Source organism: Calorimonas adulescens, from assembly GCF_008274215.1.
GTDB lineage: Bacteria > Bacillota > Thermoanaerobacteria > Thermoanaerobacterales > UBA4877 > Calorimonas > Calorimonas adulescens.
Genome location: NZ_VTPS01000010.1, coordinates 23496 through 49647, shown reverse-complemented (window position 1 = coordinate 49647; position 26152 = coordinate 23496). Strand labels below are relative to the sequence as shown.

The window sequence follows — 26152 nt, the reverse complement described above, 5'->3', positions numbered from 1 at the left end:
TCACCTACTTGCCATTTTCAGTTTCTTTTGGCTGGTTCCCCCCGTTAAGACGTGATATGGATTCTCTCATATCAGTATCAGCCTTAACATTTTGCATGTTGTAATAGTCCATAATCCCCAATCTACCTTCTCGTAAAGCCTGTGCCATGGCCCTTGGTACCTCAGATTCAGCCTCAACCACCTTGGCTCTCATTTCCTGTACTCGTGCTTTCATCTCCTGTTCTACTGCAATAGCCATTGCACGACGCTCTTCTGCTTTTGCCTGAGCTATCTTCTTGTCAGCTTCAGCCTGATCCGTCTGCAGCCTTGCACCTATATTCCTTCCCACATCCACATCAGCTATATCAATTGAGAGTATTTCGAATGCCGTACCTGAATCAAGACCCTTATCCAATACAGTTTTAGATATAGAATCAGGATTTTCAAGGACAGCCTTATGTGATGTCGAGCTACCCACGGTAGTGACTATACCTTCACCTACCCGCGCTATTATAGTCTCCTCACCTGCACCACCAACCAGTCTGTCTATGTTTGCTCTTACTGTAACTCTGGCCTTCACTATGACCTCTATACCATCTTTGGATACTGCAGATACCTGTGGTGTCTCTATAACCTTTGGATTTACACTCATCTGTACCGCTTCAAGCACGTTGCGTCCAGCTAAATCAATGGCAGCGGCTCTCTCAAAGCTCAAAGGTATACCTGCTCTCTGAGCTGCTATAAGCGCATTCACAACCCTGTCTACATTCCCTCCTGCAAGGTAATGGGCCTCAAGATTGTTTGTATTAACCTCATTTAAACCAGCCTTTGTAGCTTTAATAAGTGGATTTACTATCTTTGCCGGTGCCACACGCCTAAGCCTCATTCCAATCAAGGTCATGATCCCCACGTGTACTCCTGCTGCAAGAGCCGATATCCATAACCCAAGAGGAACAAAGCTCAACACAACAATAAGAACAATAAAGATAATCATTATTGGCAGTAAAACAACCAAAAAACTCATCTACTCTGCCTCCTTTTCTTTAATTATAATCCTTCTTCCCTCTACCCCTATTATAACCACTTTACTACCTGATTTAACAAAGGTACCCTCTGCCACCACATCCAGTCGCTTTCCATTAACCTCTACAATTCCCGCTGGTCTCAAAGGTGTAATAGCTACACCTTCCTTCCCTATATATTCGCTATAGTCCTCTGTCGCTGCAAACCCTGCTTCTTTTGAAAGAGATGTCTTTAATATTATCCTGTCATAAAACTTGCTTTTAGGTGCATATTTTATGATCAGAGCCAAGGCAATAATTGATACCACAAAAGCAACAACGATAGCTGTTATTGCCTGGGTAAAGTTCTCTGCAGATATTATAACACTTAAAAGTATCAATATAATTCCTCCAGCACCTGCAACACCAAAACCCGGTATAAATGCCTCAACCAAGAGCAGCAACAGCCCAGCAGCAAACATAACCAATACCTCATATCCTGAATAACCCGCAAGTATATTACCCCCAAAATACAGGGCAAATAAGCCTATCGATAAGGTGCCAAACAGGCCAAAACTTGGTGTAAGAAGCTCTATGAGCATAAATATCATTGCAAGGCTTAAAATAATAGGACCCCAAGTAACTGATGAGGCAAACTGCGCAATTCTTATCTGGAGATTTGGTTTAACCTCTATTAAAGGTGTTCCAGCGAGCCCCTCTTTCCCCAGTATTTCTTTTAAACTATTGGCCATATAATCCGCAACTCCATACTTTAAAGCTCCATCACTGGTTAAAGTAAGTAGCTTACCCTTCTCAATTATACCTGGTATTTCAATGTCCTTATCTGCCATTGCGGCTATAATTTCTGGATCTCTTCCTTTATTTTGAGCAATATCTTTCAATTCTCCCGACCAAAATGATACATTCTTTTCTGAATATGGTACGGTCTCAGCAGCACCTATAGTAGCCCTTGAGTTTACTACAATCTTATCAGCAGAAATGGCAATGGCCACACCGGCAGATATTGCCCTGTTATCTATATACGAAAGCGTGGGCAAGCTGGTGCCTGTGATGGCATCGCTTATCTTTAATGCTGAGTCGATCCTTCCCCCAAAGGTATCAATATCAAATATAACCATAGAAGCTCCATTTTTCTCAGCTTTTTCCAAACTACTGGTAACAAGTGTTGCCAGCGCAGGGTTTACTTCACTTTTTATTGGAACTACATAGACAGGAGGTTTTGTCTCTGCCATACCAGTAAATGAAATAGATATTAATAAAATAAGGAGCAAAAGGAAAATTTTTTTCATTACTCATTCTCCTTGATTTTTTAAAATAACATCAGCAACCACAGGAATATGGTCCGAGTAGTCCACATTAACTACCTTATGAGAGAGAACGTCAAACCCATTAGAAGTAAAGATGTAGTCTATCCTTACATTTGGCTCTGCTGAACCATAGGCAAAAGTATTTATATTACCACTGGATGCTTCTGCAGTATCCCTGGCTTTATTCGAAAGTATTCTTACCTCTCGTGATGAATCGTTGGAATTCATATCTCCTATTAAAATATACTCTTTATTTAATGAATTTACAATAGACTTTATGGTTTCTGACTGTTTTATCCTTTCATATTTATTTAATCCAAGATGTAATACGCCAACACCTATTTCCGTTCCGTTTATATCTATCCTGCCAACTACGAAAGCTCGTTGTTCTAACAAACTTGGTAGAAGAAAGTTATCTTCAGTTACAATCGGGTATTTACTCAGTATGGCATTGCCGGTAATTCCGGTTGGCACATTTACAGTCTTGCCAAACACATATTCCATACCTGTCTTTTCCGCCAATACCTTTATTTGATCTTTGAAATTGCTACGTGCAGCAAACCTATCTACCTCTTGCAACCCTATTATATCAGCATTAAGTTCTTTAATAAGCAGTGCTATTTGATCTAAGCTGTCTCTTCCTTCTTTTGTTGCGCCATGATGAATATTATAGCTCAAAATACGTAGTTCATTATCAACTTTTTCCCGTTGAAAAGCAGAATCAAATATATATATTCATATATTGATATGACTGTTCGCTATCAAGTTCAAATGTTCTCCAAAATTCGTTACCCTCTCCACTTACATATCCAACTTTAAAACCCACTATTTTGTTTTTGTTTTTATCAGTGATTCTATACCTGTACAGCCCATCTTCATTCGGAAGTATTTTTAATATTCTGTCATCAATTTTTAACATCATTGCCCCTTTTCTGCTGCTATATATAAGTAAATCTGCTGGTTTTTCAAGAGAAGCTCTGATCTCTGGCAACGTAAACTTGAAATTGTACATGTCTTCTTTATAATATATTTCATATCCTGCTTTTATTGAAATATCTTTTGGCGGCCTGGCCTTAAAGAACCCATCTCCATTTCCTGCTTCCACCTGCAGTTCAGACAAAATACTTCCTTTTTCATCCAACAAGTAAAGTTGCGGTACTTTCTTATTAAAGTAATAACCAGTTACAATAAGACCTTTATCATCCAGATTTACAGCTATATATGGTAATCTTCTCACACTAATATATTCATAACCTGCAGGAGAGAGTATATCAATGTTCACCACCGCTCCTTCTTTTAACTCCCCATTCAATGATTTATAGCCAAGTTTTAATTCACCATTTCTTATCACATTTTGCACTGTATATGTTCCGCCTTTCATCAAGGAAAACCGAATGTTGACTATACTCCCAACATCACCTCGAATGTATAATTCTTTTTTGACAGGATTTATTAAAACCTCAGGCATTTTAAGGGGAATCTTTTTCTCCCTGCTGGTATCAAGATAAAGCGTGATACTATCGGTACCCTCAGGTATATTCAGCGTAAAACGTCTTTTCTTAACATCTACATAGGATATCTCAAAGGGGTCAGTCAGTATACCCGAGCTGCTGATTCCTTTCCCACTATAATATACAGGTATTTCATTAAAGAGAAGTGAAGTCTCTACAAAGAAATTCGATGCAGGACCATTGTCCTCAAATATTAACCTGGAGCTAACTTCTGTCCATGCATTATCGTGGAGAAATGAAATGGCCACCAAAAAGATAAGAATAAAGACCACTATTTTTTTCATAGATTGGTGCCCCCTGGCAAATGTAATGTATAATTAAAAAAACTTGACACTACTGCCAAGTTTTTTATTTCAAATTGATATGGTTCATTGGATTTTATGATATTCTCTATTTATACTTACGCTTACGTGCTGCTTCTGATTTTTTCTTACGTTTCACACTAGGACTTTCATAATGCTCACGCTTCCTCACTTCTGCCAATACACCAGAACGAGCACACTCCCTCTTAAAACGCTTTAGGGCATTATCCAAAGACTCATTCTCAGCTATTTTTATTTCTGTGGCCATCAACTTTCCCCCCTTCCTTGCTCTTCATTTACTGAATGGCGGGAATATAACTGTAAAATATCCTACTTTTTAATTATACACCACCCATTGGCTTTAGTCAATTTTAACCTGGAGGCCACTGCATGAAACGCCCTCCCAACACATGGAAGTGGAGATGCATTACCGTTTGACCCCCGTCTTGGTTGCAGTTGTTCACAATCCTAAAGCCATTGTCCGCAATCCCAAGCTCTTTAGCCAGCAGATTAATCCTTTTAAATATTTTCTCAAGAAGTTCATAGTCTCCCTCACTCAATGCCATAATGTTCTCTATATGTTTTTTAGGGACAACAAGAAAATGCACAGGAGCTTGCGGATTTACGTCTTTGAAAGCCATCATGTCATTATCCTCATAGAGGATATCACCTGGTATCTCCTTATTTATTATCTTGCAAAAGATGCAGTCCAATATTCTCACCTCCATCATTTGTTATTATTTTACACTATTTCGCCAATCATATCCAGTCCCTTTAAACTCAAAAGTTTTGTCTTATACATCTCATTTTTCAATGTATTTTCACTACGGATAAGCACACGAATATAATTATCAGTAAGGCCTTCATTAAAACCGTCTTTAGTGACGTTCTCATATAAGACATCCATTGTCTTTCCTAAGAATCTTTTATTAAATTCTACCTTCATTTCTTCAGCCAGTTCAATCATCTTTTTGCTTCTTTCTTCTTTTATCCTCTTTTCCACCTGTCCTGTATATCCATAAGCCTTAGTACCCCTTCTGGGCGAATATTGAAACACATGCATATGGGAAAATCCCATCGCTTTTACAAACATATAGGATTCTTCAAATTCCTTATCCGTCTCTCCTGGAAACCCAACCATAATGTCAGTGGCTACACCGACTTCAGGTATATATTTTCTTAAATTGCATACTATTTTTCTATACTCGTCTGTTGTATATCTTCTATGCATCCTTTTCAGCGTCTCATCGCAGCCACTCTGAAGCGAAATATGAAAAAATCTACAAAGTTTGTCCAAGGATGCTATTTCTTTTATAAACTCTTCTGTTAGGATTCGCGGTTCCAAAGAGCTAAGTCTTATTCTATATATGCCATCAATGTTGTTAATTCCCTTCAGTACGTCAAGAAGAGAAACATCACCTATGTCCCTCCCATAAGATGATATATGGATACCCGTAAGAACTACCTCTTTAAAACCCTCATCAGCCAACCTTTTAACCTCATGCATTATTTCATCATAGGGTCTACTTCTGACAGGTCCGCGAGCATAAGGAACAATACAGTATGTACAATACAGGTCACATCCATCCTCTATTTTTATATATGCCCTCGTTCTGTCCCTGTTTCTAAGTACACTTAACTTCTCAAACCTGTGATTTTTTCTTATATCATTTACTTTTACTATCTTACGACGGTCTCTCATGCAATTTTCTACTAACTCAACAATCCCAGCCCTTTCATCTGTACCAGTAATAATATCTACACCAGGTATAGACATAGCCTCATCCAAAAATGCCTGTGGATAACAACCTGTCAACACTATAATCGCATTTTCATTTTTTTTGAGAGCCTTTCTCACCAATGCCCTTGATTTAGCGTCCCCTCTACCTGTAACCGTGCAGGTATTTATTATATATATATCAGCTACGCTGTTATAATTGACGACATTATAGCCCCTTTGCTGAAAAATCTCCATAATAGCCTCTGTCTCATACTGGTTTACCTTGCACCCTAAGGTATAAAATGCAACATTCAGTGACACTATAAATACCTCCATGTCAGTTCAATATCAATGTAACCCAATCCCCCATTTCCATTCTCTCTATAAGGGAAAAATTGCATCTGTCTACATATCCCATAACATCTTTTTCGCGTTCTTTAATAATACCACTGGCTATAAACACGCCTTTATCCTTTAAATTGTTGCCAACACATGGTAATAATTTTATAATGGCATCAGCAACTATATTTGCAATCACAAGGTCTCCTTTAAAATCAATGCCATCGAGCAGATTATTTTGCCTGACTGAAACCCTATCTTCAACCCTGTTAAGCCTTATATTTTCTTCGGCAACCTTAACGGCCATTTCATCCTTATCCAGTGCCATCACCTTGTTTGCCCCAAGCTGCACTGCAGTGATTGCCAGTATACCCGAACCGCAGCCCACATCGATAACATCCATACCTGCTTTTATATACTTTTGAAGCGCATTAATGCACATATAAGTAGTCTCATGGGTACCCGTACCAAAAGCCATACCCGGATCAATTTCCACAACCTTTTCGGTATCCGAAGGTAAGTAGCTTTCCCATTTTGGTTTTATGACAATTTGTGGGCCAATCTTAATGGGTTTATAATATTTTTTCCAGTTTGACCACTCCTCATCATCGACCTCTATGGTTTCTACATTTCCGGGACCTTTATCCAGGTTATAGTCAGGAAGCCTATTAACCCTTTCCTTTATTAAGCTGATTTTATCAGGCACTGATGAACTTTGTGCAAGATATCCTTTGACTGTTGCCACTGAATCTTCCTGGAGACTTTCCAACACATTCTCATCAACATAATCCCAGTCAAAACTACTAATATCAATATCATTGTCCTCTATAACTACACCTTCTGCACCAGCATCATACAAAATATTTGATACTGCATCCACCGCTTCTTTACTGGTCTTAATCTGGATTTCAATCCACTTCAAATGGTACCCACTCCTTTGTTTACTTTAATTTTAATTATATTTTATTTTGCTTCAACAAGTCAATATATGCATGTCAACAACACTACAGGAAGTTGCCACTATTTCTTGTAATTACAAAAAAGCATATTAAAGTCTCTTACTATCTTTTATACTTTAGCATAAAATACTAAAAGAGGGGTTACAACCCCCCAAAAGTATCCTTCATCTTTTTAAAGAAAGATTTATCTTCATTTTTCTCTGTTTTTATACTACCGTTTTCTATTTCCCGTAAAAGCTGTTTTTGTTTCTCTGTAAGTTTTGGAATAGTTACCTCTATAGTTACAATTTCGTCTCCTCTGCCGTAACCTCTAAGCTTATTTACACCTTTACCCTTCAATCTTATTTGATCTCCAGGCTGCGTACCCTCCGGCAAATTGTATTTTATCTTACCATCAAGCGTTGGTATCTCTACCTCTCCACCCAATGCTGCCTTAAACATTGAAACCTTCAGGTTGACATATATATCGAAACCATTCCTTTTGAAAATAGGATGTGGTTTAACCGTAATGTTCAAGAAAAGGTCTCCTGGAGGACCTCCTTTTTCTCCTGGTTCACCTTCACCACGTAGCGTCATAACATGACCGGTATCCACTCCTGCCGGTACTTTTACTGTTACTCTCCTGGTCCTTTTAACCTTTCCTGTCCCCTTGCACTCTGGACACGGATCAGTAATTATCTTTCCCTCGCCATGACATCTGGGACACGTTGTTATTGTTGTCATGCTTCCTAAAGGGGTCTGTCTCACATTTCTTATTTGCCCCGAACCACCGCATTGAGGACATGTCTGTGGACTTGAACCCTGCTTAGTTTTGGTACCATGACATACACTGCATGTCTCCCACCTGGTTAACTCAAAAGTTTTTTCTGTTCCAAAAGCTGCCTCCTCAAATGTCAAAACCAGCTCTTCCCTTATGTCCCTACCTCGTACAGGGCCTGTCTCTCTCCGTCTTCCCATGAAGTCTTCTCCAAAAAACATATCAAAAATATCATTAAAAGGATTACCACCAAATCCTCTAAAATCAAAACCACCAAAGTCGTCCGAGTTGAAGCCCTGACCGTTAAATGCTGAACTTCCAAATCTATCATATTGCGCCTTTTTTTCCGGGTTACTTAATACTTCATAGGCCTCGTTAATCTCTTTGAACCGCTGTTCAGCCTCTTTGTCCCCAGGGTGAAGATCTGGATGATACTTTTTGGCCAGATTCCTGTACGCTCTTTTTATATCATCTTCGGTGGCATCTCTGCTTATGCCTAAAATCTCATAATAGTCCTTCTCGGCCATTTTTCACCACCTTCCACTAAAACCTAAATGCCAAAGCCTTTGCCTGGCTTTGGCATACACTCTTATTCTACTTTATAGTCACCGTTTATATTCTCTCCTCCCTGGTTACCGCCACCCTGGCCCTGTGCACCCTGGTTAGGATTGGTTTGACTGTAAAGTCTTGCTGTAATGTTATAAACAGCTTTTGATAATTCTTCTGAAGCCTTTTTAATATCATCTACATTTTCACTGTCCAGCACTTTTTTAAGTTCATTAATCTTATTATTTACCTCATCTTTCTCTGCTTGCGTAGCTTTATCACCATAATCCTTTAATGTCTTTTCAGCCTGATATATTAGAGAATCAGCCTGGTTTTTGACCTCAATTGCCTCTCTTCGTTTTTTGTCTTCTTCTTCATATTTTCTGGCTTCGTCCTGCATTCTCTTAATTTCTTCTTCCGTCAAATTGGTTGTAGAGGTGATTGTAATGTGTTGTTCTTTACCTGTTCCCAAATCCTTAGCCGAAACATGCACTATACCATTGGCATCTATATCAAATGTAACCTCTATCTGCGGTACACCCCTTGGAGCAGGTGGAATGCCATCAAGCACAAACCTGCCGAGAGTCTTATTGTCCCTTGCCATAGCCCTTTCGCCCTGTAGCACATGTATCTCAACACTGGTCTGGCCATCAGCAGCAGTGGTGAATATTTGGCTTTTCTTCGTTGGTATTGTGGTATTTCTTTCAATAATCTTAGTAAATACACCACCTAAAGTTTCAATACCAAGGGATAGAGGTGTAACGTCAAGAAGAACTATATCCTTAACTTCGCCAGACAATACTGCCCCCTGGATTGCTGCACCTATAGCAACACATTCGTCAGGATTTATACCTTTTGAGGGCTCCTTGCCCATAATTCTCTTTACGGTTTCCTGAACATAAGGTATACGGGTAGAACCACCAACAAGAAGAACTCTGTCAATCTGAACAGGTGTAAGTCCAGCATCATTTAAAGCCTGTCTTACCGGTCCCTCTGTAGATTCAACAAGGTCAGATATAAGCTGTTCAAACTTTGCCCTTGTAAGTGTCCTTGTAAGATGTTTTGGCCCATTGGCATCTGCACTTATAAATGGCAGATTTATTTCAGTTGTGGTAAGCGTAGAAAGCTCAATTTTGGCCTTTTCAGCAGCCTCCTTCAATCTCTGAAGTGCCATTTTATCGTTCTTAAGGTCTATCCCTGTCTCTGCTTTAAATTCCTGAACAAGCCAATCCATTATCCTTTGGTCAAAATCATCACCGCCAAGGTGATTATTACCACTGGTAGCCAGGACCTCAAAAACACCCTCTCCAATTTCAAGAATGGAAACATCAAAGGTACCGCCACCAAGGTCATAAACCATTATCTTATGAGTACCCTCTTTATCAAGCCCATACGCCAAAGATGCTGCTGTAGGCTCATTGATTATTCTCAATACTTCAAGTCCAGCTATTCTTCCAGCGTCTTTTGTAGCCTGTCTTTGGCTATCATTAAAATAGGCTGGTACAGTTATAACAGCCTGGGTTATTTTTTCACCTAAATATGCTTCTGCATCCCTTTTAAGCTTCATTAATATATATGCTGATATCTGCTGTGGCGTATACTCCTTATTATCAATTTTTACTTTATAATCTGAACCCATATGCCTTTTTATGGACATGACCGTGCGCTCGGGATTCACTATGGCCTGCCTTCGTGCAACCTGGCCCACAAGTATCTCACCTTCTTTGGTGAATGCCACCACTGAAGGTGTAGTCCTTGCACCCTCAGCATTTGGAATGACAACTGGCTGGCCTCCTTCCATAACCGCCATACAAGAAAAAGTTGTACCCAGATCAATGCCAATTACTTTTCCCATAATTATATAACCTCCTTTTTATTTAGCTACTTTCACCAAACTAGGTCTGATTACCTTGTCCTTCAGTGTGTATCCTTTTAATAATACCTCCACGACCGTATTACTCTTATGTTCATCATCTTCCACCTGTGCTATAGCGTGGTGAAGATATGGATTAAACTCCTCTCCTAAGGCCTGTATTTCCTTAACATCATACTTTTCCAGGACCTTATATAACTGATTTAGAACAATCCTCATCCCATCATAGTAATCCTTGAATGTCTCATTATCCTTAAAAGATTCAATTGCCCTTTCCATATTGTCAATTATTGGTAATAAATCAATAATAAGCTTCTCATTGGAATAACGCTGTATGTCTTCCCTTTCTCTTTCCACGCGTTTTTTATAGTTATCATAGTCAGCCATCGCTCTTTTTAGCATGTTTTCATATTCATCTAATTGTTTCTTTAAGCCTTCATTTTCTTTCTTTAAGTTGTTGAGTTCACCTACAATACCAGCCATCTCTTCATTATTCTGTTCTTTAGTGTTGTTATCATTCTGGGTTACTTCAGCATTTATTTCATTTTCCACCTTATATCACCTCATTCACCATATAAATAGTCCGTTAATATCCGGTTAAGTCTAACCCCCACCTCGTCCATTATATTTATTACCTTGTCGTAATTCATCCTTTTTGGGCCTATTATACTTATAGCACCTGCATTTTTCCCTTTTATGTTATAAGTAACTGTAATAATACTACAATCCTTAACCTCATCAAATTTGTTCTCACTGCCAATTGTTATACTGATATCGTCGTTTACATACGGCATAAGCATCTCAACAATCATCTTTGTGTCTTCAAAGAATGATAGAATAGTCTTGACTCTATCAATATCCCTATATTCGGGAAATTTAAAGAAATTTGTTGTTCCTTCTAACAGGATCTCGGTTTCAACATCTGAAATCAATGAATTTTTGATAACATCTACAAGCCAACCCACATCAATGGGTAAATTTATAGATCGCCTAATTTCTTCTACTGTTTTTTCATCGATTTTATCTAAGCTTTGACCTTTGAGCAAACGGTTAAAATGTAAATTCAAAGTATCAATCATTTTTGAACTGATGACATTACTAAACTTTACAATAGTACTTTTGATCGCCCCCGAGTCAGTTACAAGGACAACAACCGCCGAATAATCATTAAATTGTAAAAATTCAACCTGTTTTATTGTGCGTTCTACAGTGTACGGTGTAAGAGCTATAGAAGTGTATTCAGTAACATCAGATATTATTTTCAGTACCTCTTTAAGCAGTTTTTCTATTCCACCATTATTTAAACTCCGCAAATATAAAATACCTTCTCCTGTACGGTTTTTGTGTCTGTTTGTAAGTATTTCATTCACATAGGCCCTATAACCTCTATCTGATGGTATCCTGCCAGCCGATGTGTGTGGCTGCTCAAGATATCCCATTTCTTCGAGGTCAGACATCTCATTTCGGATAGTTGCCGGACTTATCCCGAGGTTGTAATTTTTGGCCAGTGTCCTTGACCCTACAGGTTCCGCAGTGGTGATATAGTCTTCTATGATGGCCTCCAGTATTTTCTTTTTTCTGCCTGTAAGAATCATAAACATCACCCCTGTTAGCACTCCTTATCATTGAGTGCTAATTTACGACTATAAGATTATCACTATATCCTTAAATTGTCAATAGTAATTTGATGTTACTTATGTCATCGGCTCTTAAAGCTGTTTATAGATGTTATCAATTCATAAACTCCATAAATACCTGATTGGATAGGTCTATACCTTTTTTTGTCAAATATACCCTATCATCCTGAAGTTCTATCAAACCAAATTTCAATAACTTAGCTATTCTATTGTCATAGGCATTATACAATGATACACCAAATCTATCTTCAAATTCTTTTAATTTAATTCCATTTATAAGCCTGAGACCCATAAACATAAATTCCGCCATTTCATTCCTTTTATCAATATATTCCCTTTGTGTAAACGCATTATCGTTATTTCTGATAAACTCTATATACTTTTCGGGAATCAGTTCATTAGCAAACCGATAGTCTTTATAATAAGTATGGGCACCCGCACCCAATCCTATATACGGCTTATCACACCAATAAATTATGTTGTGTCTGCACTCATACCCCTTTTTAGCAAAGTTGGAAATTTCATAATGAAGATATCCATTACTCTCTAACATTTGTACAGCTTTCCAGTACATCTCTCTTTCTGTGTCTTCATCGGGTAGTGAAAGTCTATTGTCTTTATACATTTTGTAGTATGGGGTACCCTCCTCTATCATAAGTCCGTAACAGGATATATGTTCTGGCTGTAAAGATACTACTTCTTCTAAAGTTTTAATCCAACCATACAAGGCCTGGCCAGGAATTCCAAACATCAGGTCAACATTTATGTTATCAAAACCAAGTTTTTTAGCCTCATTAAAATTTTCCATAAAATCACAAACATCATGTATTCTTCCCAATATCTTAAGAAGTCTGTCATCCATGGACTGCACCCCGAAACTCAAACGGTTCACCCCTAAATCCCTCAAAAGGCTAAGCTTATCTCTATCCACAGTCCCGGGGTTTGCTTCTACCGTAAACTCTACATTGTCCCTTATACCAAACTTATCTCGCAAACCGCCAATCAATTTTAGAAGTTGCTTTGAGGATAAGACTGTAGGAGTGCCTCCACCTATAAATACTGTCTCTATATTGCCGTTTTCATTGGGATACAGGTCTGCCTCCTTTAAAACAGCGTCTATATAATCATCTATTAAATACTCTTTTGACTGGTATGAGTTAAAATCACAGTAAAGGCATTTTCTTTTACAAAACGGTATATGGACATAAAGGCCTGGCCCCATCATTCATCACCAATCTTTAATACAGACATGAATGCCTCCTGTGGTATATCCACTTCCCCAATTTTTCTCATACGCTTTTTACCCTCTTTTTGTTTTTCTAATAGCTTTTTCTTTCTTGATACGTCACCACCATAACACTTAGCAAGCACATCTTTTCTCAGGGCCTTTACCGTCTCCCTTGCAATTATCTTAGATCCAATGGCTGCCTGTATAGGTATCTCAAAAAGCTGCCTTGGTATAGACTCTTTCAGCTTAACTGCAATTTTTCTTGCCCTTTCATAGGCTTTATCCTTATGAACAATAAGGGAAAGAGCATCCACCACTTCACCATTCACAAGGATATCCAACTTTACAAGGGATGATTCCTTATACCCTTTAAGCTCATAATCCAGCGATGCGTATCCCCTTGAGCGGGACTTTAATGCGTCAAAAAAGTCAAATATAATCTCATTTAAAGGCAGCTCATACTCAAGGATAACCCTCTTTTCGTCAAGATACTGCATACCCTTGTATGTTCCTCTCCGTTCCTGGCAAAGATCCATAATAGGGCCCACATATTCCTTGGGGAGCATTATTGTAGCGTCTGCAATAGGCTCCTCCATTTTTTCTATTTCCGTAGGGCTTGGAAAATTGGTCGGATTATCTAGGTATAAAACTTCCCCATTTGTTTTAGTGACCTTGTAAACAACGCTGGGGGCGGTGGTAATAAGGTCCATATCGTATTCCCGCTCCAGTCGTTCCTGGACTATCTCCATATGCAGAAGCCCAAGAAAACCACACCTAAAACCAAAACCAAGAGCTATGGAGTTATCTGGTTCAAACACTAAAGAGGCATCATTAAGTTGAAGCTTTTCAAGGGCCGCCTTTAAATCTTCATACCTGCTGCTGTCAGATGGGTAAATACTTGAAAACACCATGGGTGGTATTTTCCTGAAACCAGGAAGCGGCTCAGATGCAGGATTTTCATCATCAGTTATGGTATCTCCCACACGGGTATCAGAAACATTTTTAATGCTAGCTGCAATATAGCCAACATCTCCCGCCCTGAGTTCATCGCATGGCATAGCCTTTGGCCTGAAAATCCCTACCTCTGTTACCTCAAAGGCCTTACCGGTAGACATCATCCTTATCTTTGAACCAGGTTTTACAACGCCCTCTTTTACCCTGACAAATGCAATTGCTCCCTTATAGTTGTCATAGTAAGAATCAAATATCAGTGCCCTCAACGGCGCATCCTCATTCCCTTGAGGATATGGTATCTTCTCTACAATTGCTTCCAATATTTCATCAATGCCTATTCCCTCCTTCGCAGAAGCCAGAATAGCTTCACTGGAGTCTATTCCAAGGACGTTTTCTATCTCTTCCTTCACCATATCCGGTTGAGCACTGGGGAGGTCTATCTTGTTTATCACAGGAATCAGGGTAAGGTCATGTTCCATGGCTAAATATGTGTTTGCCAATGTCTGTGCCTCTATACCCTGGGTTGCATCTATGACCAAGATAGCTCCTTCACAGGCAGAAAGGCTGCGTGAAACCTCATATGTAAAGTCCACATGTCCTGGAGTATCAATTAGGTTTAATATATATTCATTGCCGTCAGACCTCTTATAAACCAACCTTACAGGCTGTAGCTTTATGGTTATACCCCGTTCCCTTTCTATGTCCATATTATCCAGTACCTGGTCCTGCATTTCCCGTTCTGTTAGCATTCCTGTCTTTTCAATGAGCCTGTCCGCCAGTGTAGATTTTCCATGGTCTATATGTGCTATTATACAAAAATTCCTTATACTCTTTTGCCTCTCTGAGATCATACCTGATTTCTCCTTCTTAGTTATAATTATATATTATAACATAAAATATCAGCCTTACCCAGTGGGTAAGGCTGATTAAATCGAAACTACATTCCCAAAAAGCGATAGAAAAGGCGAAAGTGACCCGGCTGAACTTTTCCTGTACTTTTCCCTATTCAAAGTCTCACTTGCCCTTTCAGCAGCATATGTTTCCCTTCCTTTTTTACATCAATTTTTACATCAATCCTGAGAACGGCAAGAGCAAAATCTATAAATAGTATGACAATAATAACTCCTATAGGATAAGCAACAGCATGCCCTGTGGTTATGCTTGGATTATTGTTTATCGCCTCAACAGCAGCAGCCAGGCCCAGTGAACTGGTGTATGCCCCTGGTGTATGCCACGGAAACCAGATATGGATCAATGAACTGGCCATAGGTAATTGTAAACAAGTAAGTAGCAACAGCTCCAATATTTTCATTAATTTAATTCATTTTACTACCGTGTTACTGGTATGTGAAATATCTCTCTACCAAATAGAATAAAGTTAAATCCATCATTCGCTCTAAATACGTTTATTATGTGAATTGTCTCAGTCCCGTCAATATTCTTATAAAAGTAATAGTCAACCACAATAAGGCTCAAAAATGTACATACAGACACCAAGACTGTATAAAAAAACAGTCGTCTAAATATATATTTATTTTTTCTGTTTTGTTCCAGTCTGCTCATTCAGACATCAGCTACTCTCCTTCATTTTTTGATCACGTCCGCTATTGCATCTGCCACATAGCTAACGCTGTTTAAGGCCTCTTCTATTGTATTATGGTTGCTTCCAATCTCAACCAAAGTTGAATCAGGGAGTATCTCCTGATTATAGCTGCCATATGGTTTGGTCTCTACACCTATACTCAAATTGGGTACTTTTTCATTTAGGGCTTCGTGAAGCTTTTTTGTAAAGGCATAGTTAAGATGCCAGTCCTCATTTTGGTTCTCAGTCCTTCTGGTACCAACAACCCACATTACCCTTGCAAGCTTTTTACCATCATAGCTCATTATGTATTTTTGCCTGAATGACTTATTAGGTATTTCATCTGGGTTCGGGACTTTCAGAGTATCTTTTGTGATTACTTCACCAAAGGCGTCTCTATGAACATCAAAGGCATACTTTATTGTAGGATACTCCTTTAATATATTTTTAATTCCCGCATTAGAGCGTCCGTAAGAATTGTCATATGGTACGTCATATACTGTTTTGTCATGTATGACAGGTATACCCCGTTTCTCCAGTTCTTTTTTTAATTCTTCTCCCACTCTGATCACGTTATATTCCGGGTCTAAAGTCCTGTCGACATCGTCCACCTTATATTTACCTATATATGCCTCTCTGGTATGCGTGTGATATACAAGGACTAACGGTTGGTCGGAGATAGCTTCGGTTTCATTTATCTCTTCTGTCTCTTTATTATCTTGAACCTCAACTTCAGTTTTTCCTGGCAGTTCCCTTTTAGGTTCTTCCGTTATCACTTCAGTACTTCCAGTCTGGTTAATAGTTTTCTCCACATCTACAAATCCAAGCACAGGTATTTGATTTTTTAATATTGTAAGAGGATCTTTAAGGTTTATGTTTGTCATATATTGAAGAAGTGAGACCTCAAAATCAAACTCCGGTAATAAACCGCCCTTTCTATACAGCACCTCTATGGTGGGAGATGCAGTATTGACAAAACATTTTAATAGATCATCAGTAAAAAAACTTTGTTTGCTGTCTACTGCAGAAGCAGTCACCGCATTATCATCTCGCCAGAACAGTCTGAACCAAAAAAATATTGAAGATATTAAAATACATATACCTAGATAGTACAGAATAGTCGAAAATTTAACATAATGTACTTTATGCAAAGTAAACACCCTCTTTTGCAATCTAAAAAAGATATATTCAAAAGAGGGCGCCATTATTCTATATATTTGCCAGAGCTGGATGAATGGCCGAATCTATCCCTTTTGATATTATTCCAGAGATGCTGTCCATTAGTTCGTCAGACTCCTTAGGAGTCACCACTAGATTGGCCTCATAGGGTATAAGTACTTCTCTTATCATGCTGTATTTCTGCTCTTCACTCAAGTTATTAAGAAACTGATAATCAGCTGGTGCACTGCCACTTTTTTTCATAGAGTCTATAAGCATTTGAATGGCATCTCTTGCCACTGTTGCAGCATCTACAACCGTAGGTACCCCTATGGCAATGACAGGGATTCCTAAGGCCTGATAATTCAATGGACTTCTGTAGTTTCCCAAACCAGACCCCGGGTTGATTCCCGTATCTGTTATCTGAATAGTTGTATTAACCCTCGTTAGTTTTCGAGATGCCAGGGCGTCTATGGCTATTACTGCATCTGGTTTTACCCTGTCAACTATCCCTTTTATAATGTCACTGGTCTCAATGCCTGTTATGCCAAGCACCCCGGGTGCTATGGCACACACTCTCCGGTAACCTGGACCTATTTCATTTGGTGTGTATTGAAATATCTGTCTTGTAACCTGTACCCTTGAGACCACCTTTGGGCCTAGAGAGTCTGCGGTCACATTCCAGTTGCCAAGTCCAACAACGAGTGTTGTGCTGTTTTCCGGCAATTTTAATAGATTCTTAAGCTCCATCGTTAGAAGCTTTGATATTCCATCATTATACTTTGGGGCATTGTCGACTAAACCCGGAGCCTCAATAGTAATATAGTGACCTACCGGTTTGCCTATACTTCTGGACCCAACCTCATTGAAAACATAAACCCGTGTAACCTTTGCGTCACCGGCATTTATCTCCTCTACCTCAACACCCGGGACCTCCTGGCCTGATCCTTCTTTATAAAGTTCCCTCGCCTCAACAGCAAGGTCAGTCCGAATTGAAAACATCTACATCACCTACCTCAATTCTGTGGGTACAAAAGCGTCTATTACTCCAATTACAAAAGCCGCAATCAGAGCACCTAAGATATTCATTCTTATTGTGGGCACAATAAACTGTGATAAATAAATTACAACCGCTGCCACAATAAACCCTACTATACCTCTTCCATGTGGTGATATTTTTTTGCCAAATAAGAGTTCAGCTACATAGCCCAACCCGGCTATCACCAGTGCGGCAATAAGTGCACCCCAAAACCCTGCTACACTAAATCCCGGCACTATATAACCAACTACCAGCAACACTATTGCCGAAACAATGAATCTAATGACTGCCCCTATCATAATTTCACCTCCGGTCTTATAATTGCCCGATTTTTTATAATTTATGCCATTTAAATCTTTGTTATTGAATTTAAGGAAACTTAATGTTAAAATAATATGGATTGATGGGAGGTGAAGAGTTTGGCAAACATAAAGTCTGCAAAGAAACGCATAGAGATAACAAGGATTAGAACTGAGAGAAACAAAAAGAGAAAATCCGCTATAAAGCATTGGGAAAAAGAATTCATAAATGCCATTAATGCTGGTGAGCTTGGCAAAGCGGAGGAAAATTTAAGGCAGGCCATAAGGTATATCAATAAGGCCCGGAGCAAGGGTACGCTTCATGACAATACAGCTAATAGAAAAATATCCAGATTAACAATACGCCTCAATAAAGCAAAGCAGGAACTTTCTGCTAAAGAGGCATAATATAAGCGTACGTTTAAGTACGCTTTTATTATGCCTCAGATATAAACACCTCCATGGCTATGTCTTCACGCATCTCACCTGTTTTCACGTCCATGTCAGTCTTTAAACATTCAAAAAGTTTATTCTTGAGGTCTTTTAATTCAAACCGCTTAGCCTGTGTATACATTTTTTTTACTGCAAAGTCTGCAAGTCCTGTCCGTTTTTTTATTTCCTCCATAGAAGCTGCCTCATCTATCAATGCCCTGATTTGAAAAAGTAACCTGTACTGTCTTATTGTCATGCCCATGATATAAAAATAATTGTATCCAAGCAAAACCATGTCTCTATATAATTTCATCGCCCTTTGCTTATTGCCATTTCCTATAGCGTCAACCATTTCAAAAACCCTGTCCTCCAGTTTTATCGGTAGTATTCCCCTGATATCGTCGAATTTAATAATTTCCAGATCACAGGCAAAAGAAACTATTTTTTTAATTTCGTTGTCCAGATAGAAAAGGTCATCTGATAGGCCTGAGAGATAATCTACTGTGGCCTTATCAACCCTTTTACCAAATGAATTAAAGCGGTTACCGATCCATGACTTCAATTCGCTGCCCTTAAGCATTTCAAACTGTATGATGTTTTCTGCCTTTTTAAATACTTTGTTTAATATCTTATACTTCTTTATATCCAAAGTTTTAATGATGACACTGTTTGAGCCGGGAATGCTATTTAGAATTTCCGCTATGTATTTTTCTTTTTCTCCAAGTACTTCTTCTTCCAAAACAATGAGCTTTTTATTGCCCAGCATTGGTGGGGTAATAAAGTATCTATCAATCTCATCCATTCCCTGGGTTATCATCTGCAGGTTAAAGGCTTTTGTGGAACCTATATATTTTTTTACGAGATAATCTATTGTCTGTTCCTTTAAAAACTCATTGGGACCATTAAAGACATAAGCTGCCTTTAGTTGATTTGCCTCGGTTTTTAAAAATTCCTTAAGGTTCATATTACCCACCCCAGTTTTTGACCTTGATGTTTTTTCCATCGGTGCTTATTATAACAGCACCATCCCTGTCTGTCCTGTAAATCCTTGAGTATCTAGATAATCTCTCTATTACGGCGCTGTTTGGTTGTCCATAGTTGTTTTTCCCTACAGATATCACTGAAACAACCGGCCTGGCCTTATCTAAAAACATCTGTGTCGAAGAGGTAGCGCTACCATGGTGGGGCACTTTAAGTATATCTGTACTCAAGTCCATACCACTTTTTACCATATCAGCCTCACCACTCATTTCAATATCCCCCGTATACATTACATCTGTCTCTCTATAAGAAAGCTTAAATACAAGAGAAGAATTGTTTATATCTGTCTCATTCTCTCCAGGATTTAAAACCTCAATTGTAATCTTACCTATGTTCATTTTATCTCCCCTTTTTAAATACGTTATTGGTATGTTTCTTCTCTCAGAGATTTTCTTTAGCTTAACGTACAGGTCATTGTCTCCTGGATTCTTCCCCATGATTATATGCCTTACACCCATCTTCTCTGCAACTGGCAATAAACCGCCTAAATGGTCATTATCAGTATGAGAAACAAATATGACATCTATGCCTGTCACATGATTGGCAAGGAGATATGGTAAAAGCACATCCTCTCCCACATCAAAGTCCGAGTATTCATTTTTAATAGAGCCACCGCCATCTACGAGTATGTTTGTCCTGCCAATACGGATTAGGCTCGAGTCGCCCTGTCCTATATCAATAAATGTAATGTTCATATCCTTATAAGCAGGTTCAAAAAAGATACCCAGTGCAACGGCCGTAACAAGACATGCTAATACAAGTCGCTTATGATTTATTCTTATAAAACCAAACGCAATAAATACAAGTAAATAATAGGCAATCATTACCGGAATATATGGTCTCTGTACTAAAACAACCGAGTATGGTATCGATGAAATAAATTCTGTAATCACTATAACCAGCTTTATGAGCCATGTGTTTAAATATGCAAATCCATATGCAAGCGGTATGAATATTCCACCCGATATGATGCTGATTATGCCAAAAATAAATATGACAGGTATAAAAGGAACTACCAATATATTGGCCAAAAGAGTATACACAGGTAACCTAAAAAAATAATATATTGATAAGGGTAGCACTCCAATTTCTGCTGAAATCGTAAGACATATAGTTTCGGCAAGATATCCTTTTATGGGTAAATATCCCATAATTCTTCTGTAAAAAAGCAGTATTGCCAGTGTGGCACCAAAGGATAACTGAAAGCCAACATCAAACAGGTTTAAAGGATTGACCAGCAGTATTATAAAGGCGGCAAGGGCCAGGCCAGATATCACATCTACTTCCTCATCATACGTCCTGCCTAAAAGCACTGTAGCTGACATTATGAAGGCCCTTACCACCGATGGCATAGCTCCTACCATAATCACATAAAACCCAATAAAAGTGATAGCAATGATATTCCTCTTATTCTCTCTTATATTAAAAAATCTTAAAGCATAAAATATAAAGAGCAATAGAATATTAACATGCTGTCCTGATATAGCCAGCACATGTATTATACCGGTATTTATAAAGCTATCCTCGATATCACTTTTCAGGTTTGTCCTGTCACCTATTATCAAAGAATTCAAAAAAGCAGCTTCTCTTTCGGGATAAAGTCTCCCAATGGTCCTTATTGCCCACAACCTTGAGTTGATAAAAATGCTTCTCATGTCTCTTATTTTACCAATATATATAATATCTCCCTCATTTGCCGAAGCCACGGCATATATGCCCTTCCTTTTAAGGTACTCCCTGTAATTAAAACCCCCAGGATTGGTTTCACCTTTCGGTATTTCAGGCTTTACAGTTATCTTTAATACATCACCATATTGATATAGCCTTTTTGAATTATACGTGTGTAAGAGAATGGCCTGGCCATCTTCCGGTTTAACCACATATGTTGTCCTATTCCCAGATATCTCAGGTGCATCATATACCATAACTTTTAATATGTATTCCCTGCCAGGCTCATATATGCACCCTACATTAAAAAATAACAAAAAATACAATTGACCTAAGAAGAGGATTGCCAAAAGGATCATTGCTGTAATATCCATTTTCTTAAAATAGAGCAAAATGGACATTACAATGGTTAAAGCAAAAAAGATAAAAGCTAATGACAACGACGGCCTCAGAAGATATGATACAGAAATACCTGCCATAAATGAAATACAAATATATAACAGGGGACGCCTGTAAAAGAACTCAAATGATATATTGTTTAAGCATCTCTGCACATTCAACATCTTCAAAAACATCTTTAGCCTCATCAAGATAACAGTCAGGGCTGTTATCCGGTGAAAAATGAGTTAAAAGCAGTTTTTTAACCTGCGCTTTTTTTGCCACAGCAGCAGCTTCTTTGGGCGTCATGTGCATGGCACCATCCTTCTTTTCTTTTTCTAACAGGGCTGATTCGCACAAAAAAAGGTCAGCATTTTTTGCAAATTCGGCCAGGCCATCATTCACTGCTGTATCCCCGGAATATACAAAGGTCTTCCTGCCTTCCCTGACCTTAACAGCATAGGACCTGTATGGATGTACCATGGGCTTAAACTCCACAGTAAGCCCGCAAATACCATATGTTTTTTCCACATCTACAGGAATAAGTTCTAATACATTTTTAAAAGGCAAAAGCTCAAACTCTTTTTCTGGCTCTTCTGGCAAATACACAGGTACCGTCCCCATATCACCTTTCATCATCTTCACATCAACAGCATATCTTAATGGCAGCACATCACTGATATGGTCTGAATGCAGGTGAGATAAAATAACTGCCTTTACATCTTCTATTTTTATCACTTTCTGCAGGTTCATGAGGCTCCCACTGCCCAGGTCAAGGACAATCCAACCCTCTTGCCCTTTTATAAGATAACCCGAACACGGAGCATCATGCTTTGGATACGGGCCTCTGTTACCCAGCACAATAATCTCCATAATATAGCCCTCACCCCTTTCGATGTATCAAGATCGTAAAATATTAAAATTCTTACAAATGGTAAAGTTTTTTGAACATCACCATATATAGGTTATTATATCATAAATCATGATTAATTTTAGCATACACAAACAAATATGATCACCCTTCAAATGATATATTCTTTTTTAAGGGGCATCCCTTGGACATCATAAACACACCATCCCTAGAAAATCGCACTTTAAGGTTCAGTTCAAGTTAAACACACATGCAGGCCACACAATGCGGAACAGTTCTTGTGACTTCGCACTTACAACTGCAATAGTTGCTTCCAAATTATTTAGGCACAAAAATAAGGGAACTCACTGTTCCCTACCAAAAACATTAACTGATTGCATCACCTGTGTAAGTGCTGTACCCACTATCACTCCTGCAACACCCTGTATAATATTTGATGTTACATCAGTTATGGCTGCAGCAAACCCAAACATTATGGAAGACGCCAGATAGTATCCAAGGACCATCCACGCCTCAGAAACGGCAAAACTTAAAACCTTATTCAACACACTCTTACGGGCAAATGCAGCAAGTAGTCCAACAATCACGCCCATAAGACCTTTTATAACCAGAGTCCATGGGGCCCAAACTGCATAGCCACTCAGAATATCAGCTAAAGCCGAACCAATTCCCCCGGCAATAAAACCGACGGTAGGTCCAAAAAGAAAGCCTGACAGGATTATAAAGCCATCTCCAACATTGACATATCCCTGAGTAGCAGGGGTCGGTATTTTTATTACCATTGTACCTACGGTTACCAATGCAACCATAAGTGCTCCGTAAACCCAGAACCTAAGGTCTTTTTTCAATTAAGTTACCCCCTTTAAGCATCTTCTGGACCCCATTATATCACAAAATTGTATTGATTCAACCAGTACAATTACGATACAATGCGAAAAATCATCTTCTCAATCTCTCCCATAAGGAGTATCAACACAGAGAGACATAATACATATACCCATTGAACCGGTTCAAGTGGTGACATCTTAAATATACTGCTCAGCGGCTGAGTATCCAAAAGAAGCTGCAAACCAACTCCTATTACTATGGCAAATAGTAAATACTTATTAGTGGTCAGGCCAATTTTGAATATAGATTGCGTGTTTGACCTTGAATTCAACGAATGGATAAGCTGGGAAAACACCAGAGTCATAAAAGTCATGGTCTCGGCTGTTTCAATGTCATACCTTCTCCCTATCATAAAGGCCATGACTGCTAAAATACTCATAATAATCCCCTCAAAAACCATCTGGATACCAAGACCCCCGGCAAATATACTCTCTTCCTTTGATCTCGGCCTGGACTTCATAACGTCAGGCGATGGAGGCTCCATCCCAAGTCCCAAAGCTGGCAGGCTATCAGTCACAAGGTTGATCCACAAAAGATGAATCGGTAAGAGTGGTTGTCCAAGTCCAAACACATTGGCAATAAATACCGTAAGTATTTCACCGATATTACATGATAGGAGATATCTTATGGCTTTGCGTATATTGGAATATATTGTCCTTCCCTCCTCAACTGCTGCGACTATTGTAGCAAAGTTATCATCAGTCAAAACCATGTCAGCTGCTTCTTTTGCCACTTCAGTACCAGTAATGCCCATTGCAGCACCGATGTCTGCCTGTGCTAGGGCAGGAGCATCGTTTACACCATCTCCCGTCATACCAACAACAGCATTGTTTTTCTGCCACGCTTTTACAATTCTTACCTTATGTTCCGGTGAAACCCTGGCATACACCCTTATCTTCCGCACCCTTCTTGCTAATTCATCATCATCCATTTCCTCAAGTTCTTTCCCGGTGACTACCTCCTCTCCATCATGCAAAATTCCAAGCTCCCTTGCAATAGCCTCTCCAGTAAGTCTGTGGTCTCCTGTAATCATCACAGTGGTTATACCAGCAGAGTCACACTCTTTTATCGCGTCTCTCGCTTCAGGCCTCGGAGGGTCTATCATACCTATAAGCCCTAGAAATATCAACCTATTTTCAAGCTCTCCAGGATTATAATCTTTACCATCGAGTACCTTATATGCCAACCCTAAAACCCTCATACCATTTTGAGCCATCGCTTCATTGGCTTTTTCTATGTTTTGCTTATCATCCACTGTCAAATCTCTTATTTTCCCCATTTCATCTATGGATACACATAAAGGCATTACGCTCTCCAACGCACCTTTGGTAATAACTAAATAGCCATTCTCCATATCATGGACTGTTGTCATAAGTTTCCTGTCTGAATCAAAAGGAAGCTCGTCAATCCTCGGATATACGGACTCAAGTTCGTTCTTTTCTCTCCCTAATTTTCTAAGTGCCAGTATCAACGCAACTTCCGTAGGATCCCCTATCCCCTTACCCTCCTCATCCAACTTTGCATCACTGCAGAGTGAAGACATCTCTATAACCTTACTTACCCTCTCACTTCTTTCAATCTTATTAAAATCTATCAGTTCATTATCCACATACATACTTGTAACCGTCATTCGGTTTAGAGTCAAAGTACCTGTCTTATCCGAGCATATGACATTGGCACTGCCCAACGTCTCCACGGCAGGGAGTTTCCTTATGATTGCATTCCTTTTAACCATTCTTTGAACCCCAATAGCCAGCGTTATGGTCACAATTGCTGGTAGCCCTTCTGGAATAGCTGCTACGGCAAGACTCACTGACGTCATGAACATCTCAAGGAGAGGCGTACCCCTCATATATCCAATAAAAAATATTACCGCACATATTCCCAACGCTGCAATGCCAAGGGTTTTGCCAAGCTCAGCAAGCTTCTCCTGCAGCGGGGTAATTATTTTCTCCTCCTCCATCATGGAGGCTATATTGCCAATTTCTGTGTTTGTTCCAGTATTTACCACCACCATTCTACCCCTTCCATATACCACAGTAGTGCCAGTAAATACCATATTGACCCGATCACCTACAGGTATATCGTCTGACTCTAAAGGCACAACCACCTTGTCCACAGGTACAGACTCACCGGTAAGTGAAGACTCATTTACTTTAAGATTAACTGCCTCTATGAGCCTACCATCTGCAGGCACAAAGTCACCAGCCTCTAAAATAACAATATCACCAGGTACCAGTTCCCTTGTTGGTAATACCTGAATATTTCCATCCCTCATTACCTTCGCATTGGGTTTCGTAAGTTTCTTTAACGCCTCAAGTGCCTTATTAGCCTGATTTTTCTGCATGACACTGAGAATAGCATTAAATACCACTATGGCTACAATAATTATAGAGTCAGTAATTTCACCTACAAAGACGGACACCAATGCAGCTATCAGAAGGATAATAATCATAAAGTCTTTGAATTCACTGATAAACATCTGGAAAATCGTTTCCCCTTTTTTCTCTGCAAGCTCATTATAGCCAAATCTCTCTAATCTTTTTTGGGCCTCCAGTGACGTAAGCCCCGTATTACTTGTTTCAAGTTCACTAAGAACCTCGTGAACATCTTTAGCGTAAAAACTGGCCATTTTTATTCTCCTTTCAATAATGTTTTAAAT

Annotated in this window: 25 protein-coding genes; 1 reads left to right on the top strand and 24 read right to left on the bottom strand. The window is 39.0% G+C overall.

Translation table 11 applies throughout. The features are described from left to right. Positions 1-4 precede the first annotated feature (4 nt). The 19 genes from floA to FWJ32_RS07585 form a co-directional block, all read right to left on the bottom strand. Positions 5-1003, bottom strand: coding sequence for a flotillin-like protein FloA (floA, locus tag FWJ32_RS07675; RefSeq protein WP_149545375.1), 999 nt, complete (start codon positions 1001-1003; stop codon positions 5-7). After that, entirely contained in the window at positions 1004-2290 is a 1287-nt protein-coding gene (locus FWJ32_RS07670; RefSeq protein ID WP_149545374.1) for an NfeD family protein, read from the bottom strand. A 3-nt stretch (positions 2291-2293) separates the two neighbouring features. After that, entirely contained in the window at positions 2294-2986 is a 693-nt protein-coding gene (locus FWJ32_RS07665; RefSeq protein ID WP_162523560.1) for an endonuclease/exonuclease/phosphatase family protein, read from the bottom strand. A gap of 43 nt (positions 2987-3029) precedes the next feature. After that, positions 3030-4103 carry a hypothetical protein gene (locus tag FWJ32_RS07660; protein WP_149545372.1) on the bottom strand — a complete coding sequence of 358 codons (1074 nt, stop codon included), beginning with the start codon at positions 4101-4103 and terminating at the stop codon, positions 3030-3032. A gap of 106 nt (positions 4104-4209) precedes the next feature. Continuing rightward, on the bottom strand, positions 4210-4389 hold the full coding sequence (rpsU, locus tag FWJ32_RS07655; RefSeq protein ID WP_149545371.1) for a 30S ribosomal protein S21: 180 nt from the start codon (positions 4387-4389) through the stop codon (positions 4210-4212). A 103-nt stretch (positions 4390-4492) separates the two neighbouring features. Further along, positions 4493-4837 (bottom strand): histidine triad nucleotide-binding protein, encoded by a 345-nt coding sequence (locus tag FWJ32_RS07650; protein WP_149545433.1) that lies wholly within the window; start codon positions 4835-4837, stop codon positions 4493-4495. Positions 4838-4863: 26 nt separating this feature from the next. Continuing rightward, positions 4864-6162 (bottom strand): tRNA (N(6)-L-threonylcarbamoyladenosine(37)-C(2))-methylthiotransferase MtaB, encoded by a 1299-nt coding sequence (mtaB, locus tag FWJ32_RS07645; RefSeq protein ID WP_238988824.1) that lies wholly within the window; start codon positions 6160-6162, stop codon positions 4864-4866. 16 nt (positions 6163-6178) lie between these two features. Next, a complete protein-coding gene (gene prmA, locus FWJ32_RS07640) occupies positions 6179-7102 on the bottom strand; it encodes a 50S ribosomal protein L11 methyltransferase (protein WP_149545369.1) in 924 nt (307 codons plus the stop codon). Between the two features lie 178 nt (positions 7103-7280). Then, on the bottom strand, positions 7281-8423 hold the full coding sequence (gene dnaJ / locus FWJ32_RS07635) for a molecular chaperone DnaJ (RefSeq protein WP_149545368.1): 1143 nt from the start codon (positions 8421-8423) through the stop codon (positions 7281-7283). Positions 8424-8485: 62 nt separating this feature from the next. Beyond that, on the bottom strand, positions 8486-10297 hold the full coding sequence (gene dnaK, locus FWJ32_RS07630) for a molecular chaperone DnaK (protein WP_149545367.1): 1812 nt from the start codon (positions 10295-10297) through the stop codon (positions 8486-8488). Between the two features lie 18 nt (positions 10298-10315). Then, a complete protein-coding gene (gene grpE, locus FWJ32_RS07625) occupies positions 10316-10867 on the bottom strand; it encodes a nucleotide exchange factor GrpE (RefSeq protein ID WP_149545366.1) in 552 nt (183 codons plus the stop codon). An 11-nt stretch (positions 10868-10878) separates the two neighbouring features. Next, positions 10879-11910 carry a heat-inducible transcriptional repressor HrcA gene (hrcA, locus tag FWJ32_RS07620; RefSeq protein WP_162523559.1) on the bottom strand — a complete coding sequence of 344 codons (1032 nt, stop codon included), beginning with the start codon at positions 11908-11910 and terminating at the stop codon, positions 10879-10881. A gap of 136 nt (positions 11911-12046) precedes the next feature. Continuing rightward, complete coding sequence (gene hemW, locus FWJ32_RS07615) at positions 12047-13174, bottom strand: radical SAM family heme chaperone HemW (protein WP_203227630.1); 1128 nt, start codon at positions 13172-13174, stop codon at positions 12047-12049. Beyond that, the gene (gene lepA, locus FWJ32_RS07610; RefSeq protein WP_476727226.1) at positions 13174-14982 is read right to left on the bottom strand and encodes a translation elongation factor 4; all 1809 of its coding nucleotides are present in this window, start codon (positions 14980-14982) and stop codon (positions 13174-13176) included. The genes hemW and lepA overlap by 1 nt, the downstream gene beginning before the upstream one ends. A 158-nt stretch (positions 14983-15140) precedes the next feature. Next, entirely contained in the window at positions 15141-15446 is a 306-nt protein-coding gene (locus FWJ32_RS07605; protein WP_149545362.1) for an aspartate-alanine antiporter-like transporter, read from the bottom strand. Between the two features lie 17 nt (positions 15447-15463). Next, a complete protein-coding gene (locus FWJ32_RS07600; RefSeq protein WP_149545361.1) occupies positions 15464-15697 on the bottom strand; it encodes a hypothetical protein in 234 nt (77 codons plus the stop codon). Positions 15698-15718: 21 nt separating this feature from the next. Then, a complete protein-coding gene (spoIIP, locus tag FWJ32_RS07595) occupies positions 15719-16753 on the bottom strand; it encodes a stage II sporulation protein P (protein WP_162523558.1) in 1035 nt (344 codons plus the stop codon). Positions 16754-16925: 172 nt separating this feature from the next. Then, complete coding sequence (gene gpr / locus FWJ32_RS07590) at positions 16926-17876, bottom strand: GPR endopeptidase (protein ID WP_149545359.1); 951 nt, start codon at positions 17874-17876, stop codon at positions 16926-16928. A 9-nt stretch (positions 17877-17885) separates the two neighbouring features. After that, positions 17886-18212: a phage holin family protein gene (locus FWJ32_RS07585; protein ID WP_149545358.1), complete on the bottom strand. Its 327-nt coding sequence runs from the start codon at positions 18210-18212 to the stop codon at positions 17886-17888. A gap of 120 nt (positions 18213-18332) precedes the next feature. Here FWJ32_RS07585 and rpsT point away from each other — a divergent pair, with 120 nt between their 5' ends. After that, positions 18333-18620 carry a 30S ribosomal protein S20 gene (gene rpsT / locus FWJ32_RS07580; RefSeq protein ID WP_149545357.1) on the top strand — a complete coding sequence of 96 codons (288 nt, stop codon included), beginning with the start codon at positions 18333-18335 and terminating at the stop codon, positions 18618-18620. Positions 18621-18648: 28 nt separating this feature from the next. Here the strand turns inward: rpsT and holA are convergent, their stop codons facing one another. The 5 genes from holA to FWJ32_RS07555 form a co-directional block, all read right to left on the bottom strand. Next, the gene (holA, locus tag FWJ32_RS07575; protein ID WP_162523557.1) at positions 18649-19608 is read right to left on the bottom strand and encodes a DNA polymerase III subunit delta; all 960 of its coding nucleotides are present in this window, start codon (positions 19606-19608) and stop codon (positions 18649-18651) included. 1 nt (position 19609) lies between these two features. After that, positions 19610-21928: a DNA internalization-related competence protein ComEC/Rec2 gene (locus FWJ32_RS07570; protein ID WP_162523556.1), complete on the bottom strand. Its 2319-nt coding sequence runs from the start codon at positions 21926-21928 to the stop codon at positions 19610-19612. Next, on the bottom strand, positions 21876-22604 hold the full coding sequence (locus FWJ32_RS07565; protein ID WP_149545354.1) for an MBL fold metallo-hydrolase: 729 nt from the start codon (positions 22602-22604) through the stop codon (positions 21876-21878). The genes FWJ32_RS07570 and FWJ32_RS07565 overlap by 53 nt, the downstream gene beginning before the upstream one ends. A gap of 342 nt (positions 22605-22946) precedes the next feature. Further along, positions 22947-23450 carry an ECF transporter S component gene (locus tag FWJ32_RS07560; protein WP_149545353.1) on the bottom strand — a complete coding sequence of 168 codons (504 nt, stop codon included), beginning with the start codon at positions 23448-23450 and terminating at the stop codon, positions 22947-22949. A 71-nt stretch (positions 23451-23521) separates the two neighbouring features. Further along, positions 23522-26122, bottom strand: a complete 2601-nt coding sequence (locus FWJ32_RS07555; RefSeq protein ID WP_149545352.1) for a calcium-translocating P-type ATPase, PMCA-type — start codon at positions 26120-26122, stop codon at positions 23522-23524. Positions 26123-26152: the final 30 nt, after the last annotated feature.

What these genes read in the sequence shown, in the direction of transcription:
- FWJ32_RS07565 (WP_149545354.1), bottom strand. Translation starts at nt 22,604, where the DNA reads ATGGAGATTATTGTGCTGGGTAACAGAGGCCCGTATCCAAAGCATGAT.
- FWJ32_RS07585 (WP_149545358.1), bottom strand. Translation starts at nt 18,212, where the DNA reads ATGATAGGGGCAGTCATTAGATTCATTGTTTCGGCAATAGTGTTGCTG.
- FWJ32_RS07660 (WP_149545372.1), bottom strand. Translation starts at nt 4,103, where the DNA reads ATGAAAAAAATAGTGGTCTTTATTCTTATCTTTTTGGTGGCCATTTCA.
- holA (WP_162523557.1), bottom strand. Translation starts at nt 19,608, where the DNA reads ATGAACCTTAAGGAATTTTTAAAAACCGAGGCAAATCAACTAAAGGCA.
- gpr (WP_149545359.1), bottom strand. Translation starts at nt 17,876, where the DNA reads ATGTTTTCAATTCGGACTGACCTTGCTGTTGAGGCGAGGGAACTTTAT.
- FWJ32_RS07600 (WP_149545361.1), bottom strand. Translation starts at nt 15,697, where the DNA reads ATGAGCAGACTGGAACAAAACAGAAAAAATAAATATATATTTAGACGA.
- FWJ32_RS07670 (WP_149545374.1), bottom strand. Translation starts at nt 2,290, where the DNA reads ATGAAAAAAATTTTCCTTTTGCTCCTTATTTTATTAATATCTATTTCA.
- FWJ32_RS07570 (WP_162523556.1), bottom strand. Translation starts at nt 21,928, where the DNA reads ATGTTTTTGAAGATGTTGAATGTGCAGAGATGCTTAAACAATATATCA.
- rpsU (WP_149545371.1), bottom strand. Translation starts at nt 4,389, where the DNA reads ATGGCCACAGAAATAAAAATAGCTGAGAATGAGTCTTTGGATAATGCC.
- hrcA (WP_162523559.1), bottom strand. Translation starts at nt 11,910, where the DNA reads ATGATTCTTACAGGCAGAAAAAAGAAAATACTGGAGGCCATCATAGAA.
- hemW (WP_203227630.1), bottom strand. Translation starts at nt 13,174, where the DNA reads ATGGGGCCAGGCCTTTATGTCCATATACCGTTTTGTAAAAGAAAATGC.
- FWJ32_RS07555 (WP_149545352.1), bottom strand. Translation starts at nt 26,122, where the DNA reads ATGGCCAGTTTTTACGCTAAAGATGTTCACGAGGTTCTTAGTGAACTT.
- floA (WP_149545375.1), bottom strand. Translation starts at nt 1,003, where the DNA reads ATGAGTTTTTTGGTTGTTTTACTGCCAATAATGATTATCTTTATTGTT.
- dnaJ (WP_149545368.1), bottom strand. Translation starts at nt 8,423, where the DNA reads ATGGCCGAGAAGGACTATTATGAGATTTTAGGCATAAGCAGAGATGCC.
- FWJ32_RS07605 (WP_149545362.1), bottom strand. Translation starts at nt 15,446, where the DNA reads ATGAAAATATTGGAGCTGTTGCTACTTACTTGTTTACAATTACCTATG.
- dnaK (WP_149545367.1), bottom strand. Translation starts at nt 10,297, where the DNA reads ATGGGAAAAGTAATTGGCATTGATCTGGGTACAACTTTTTCTTGTATG.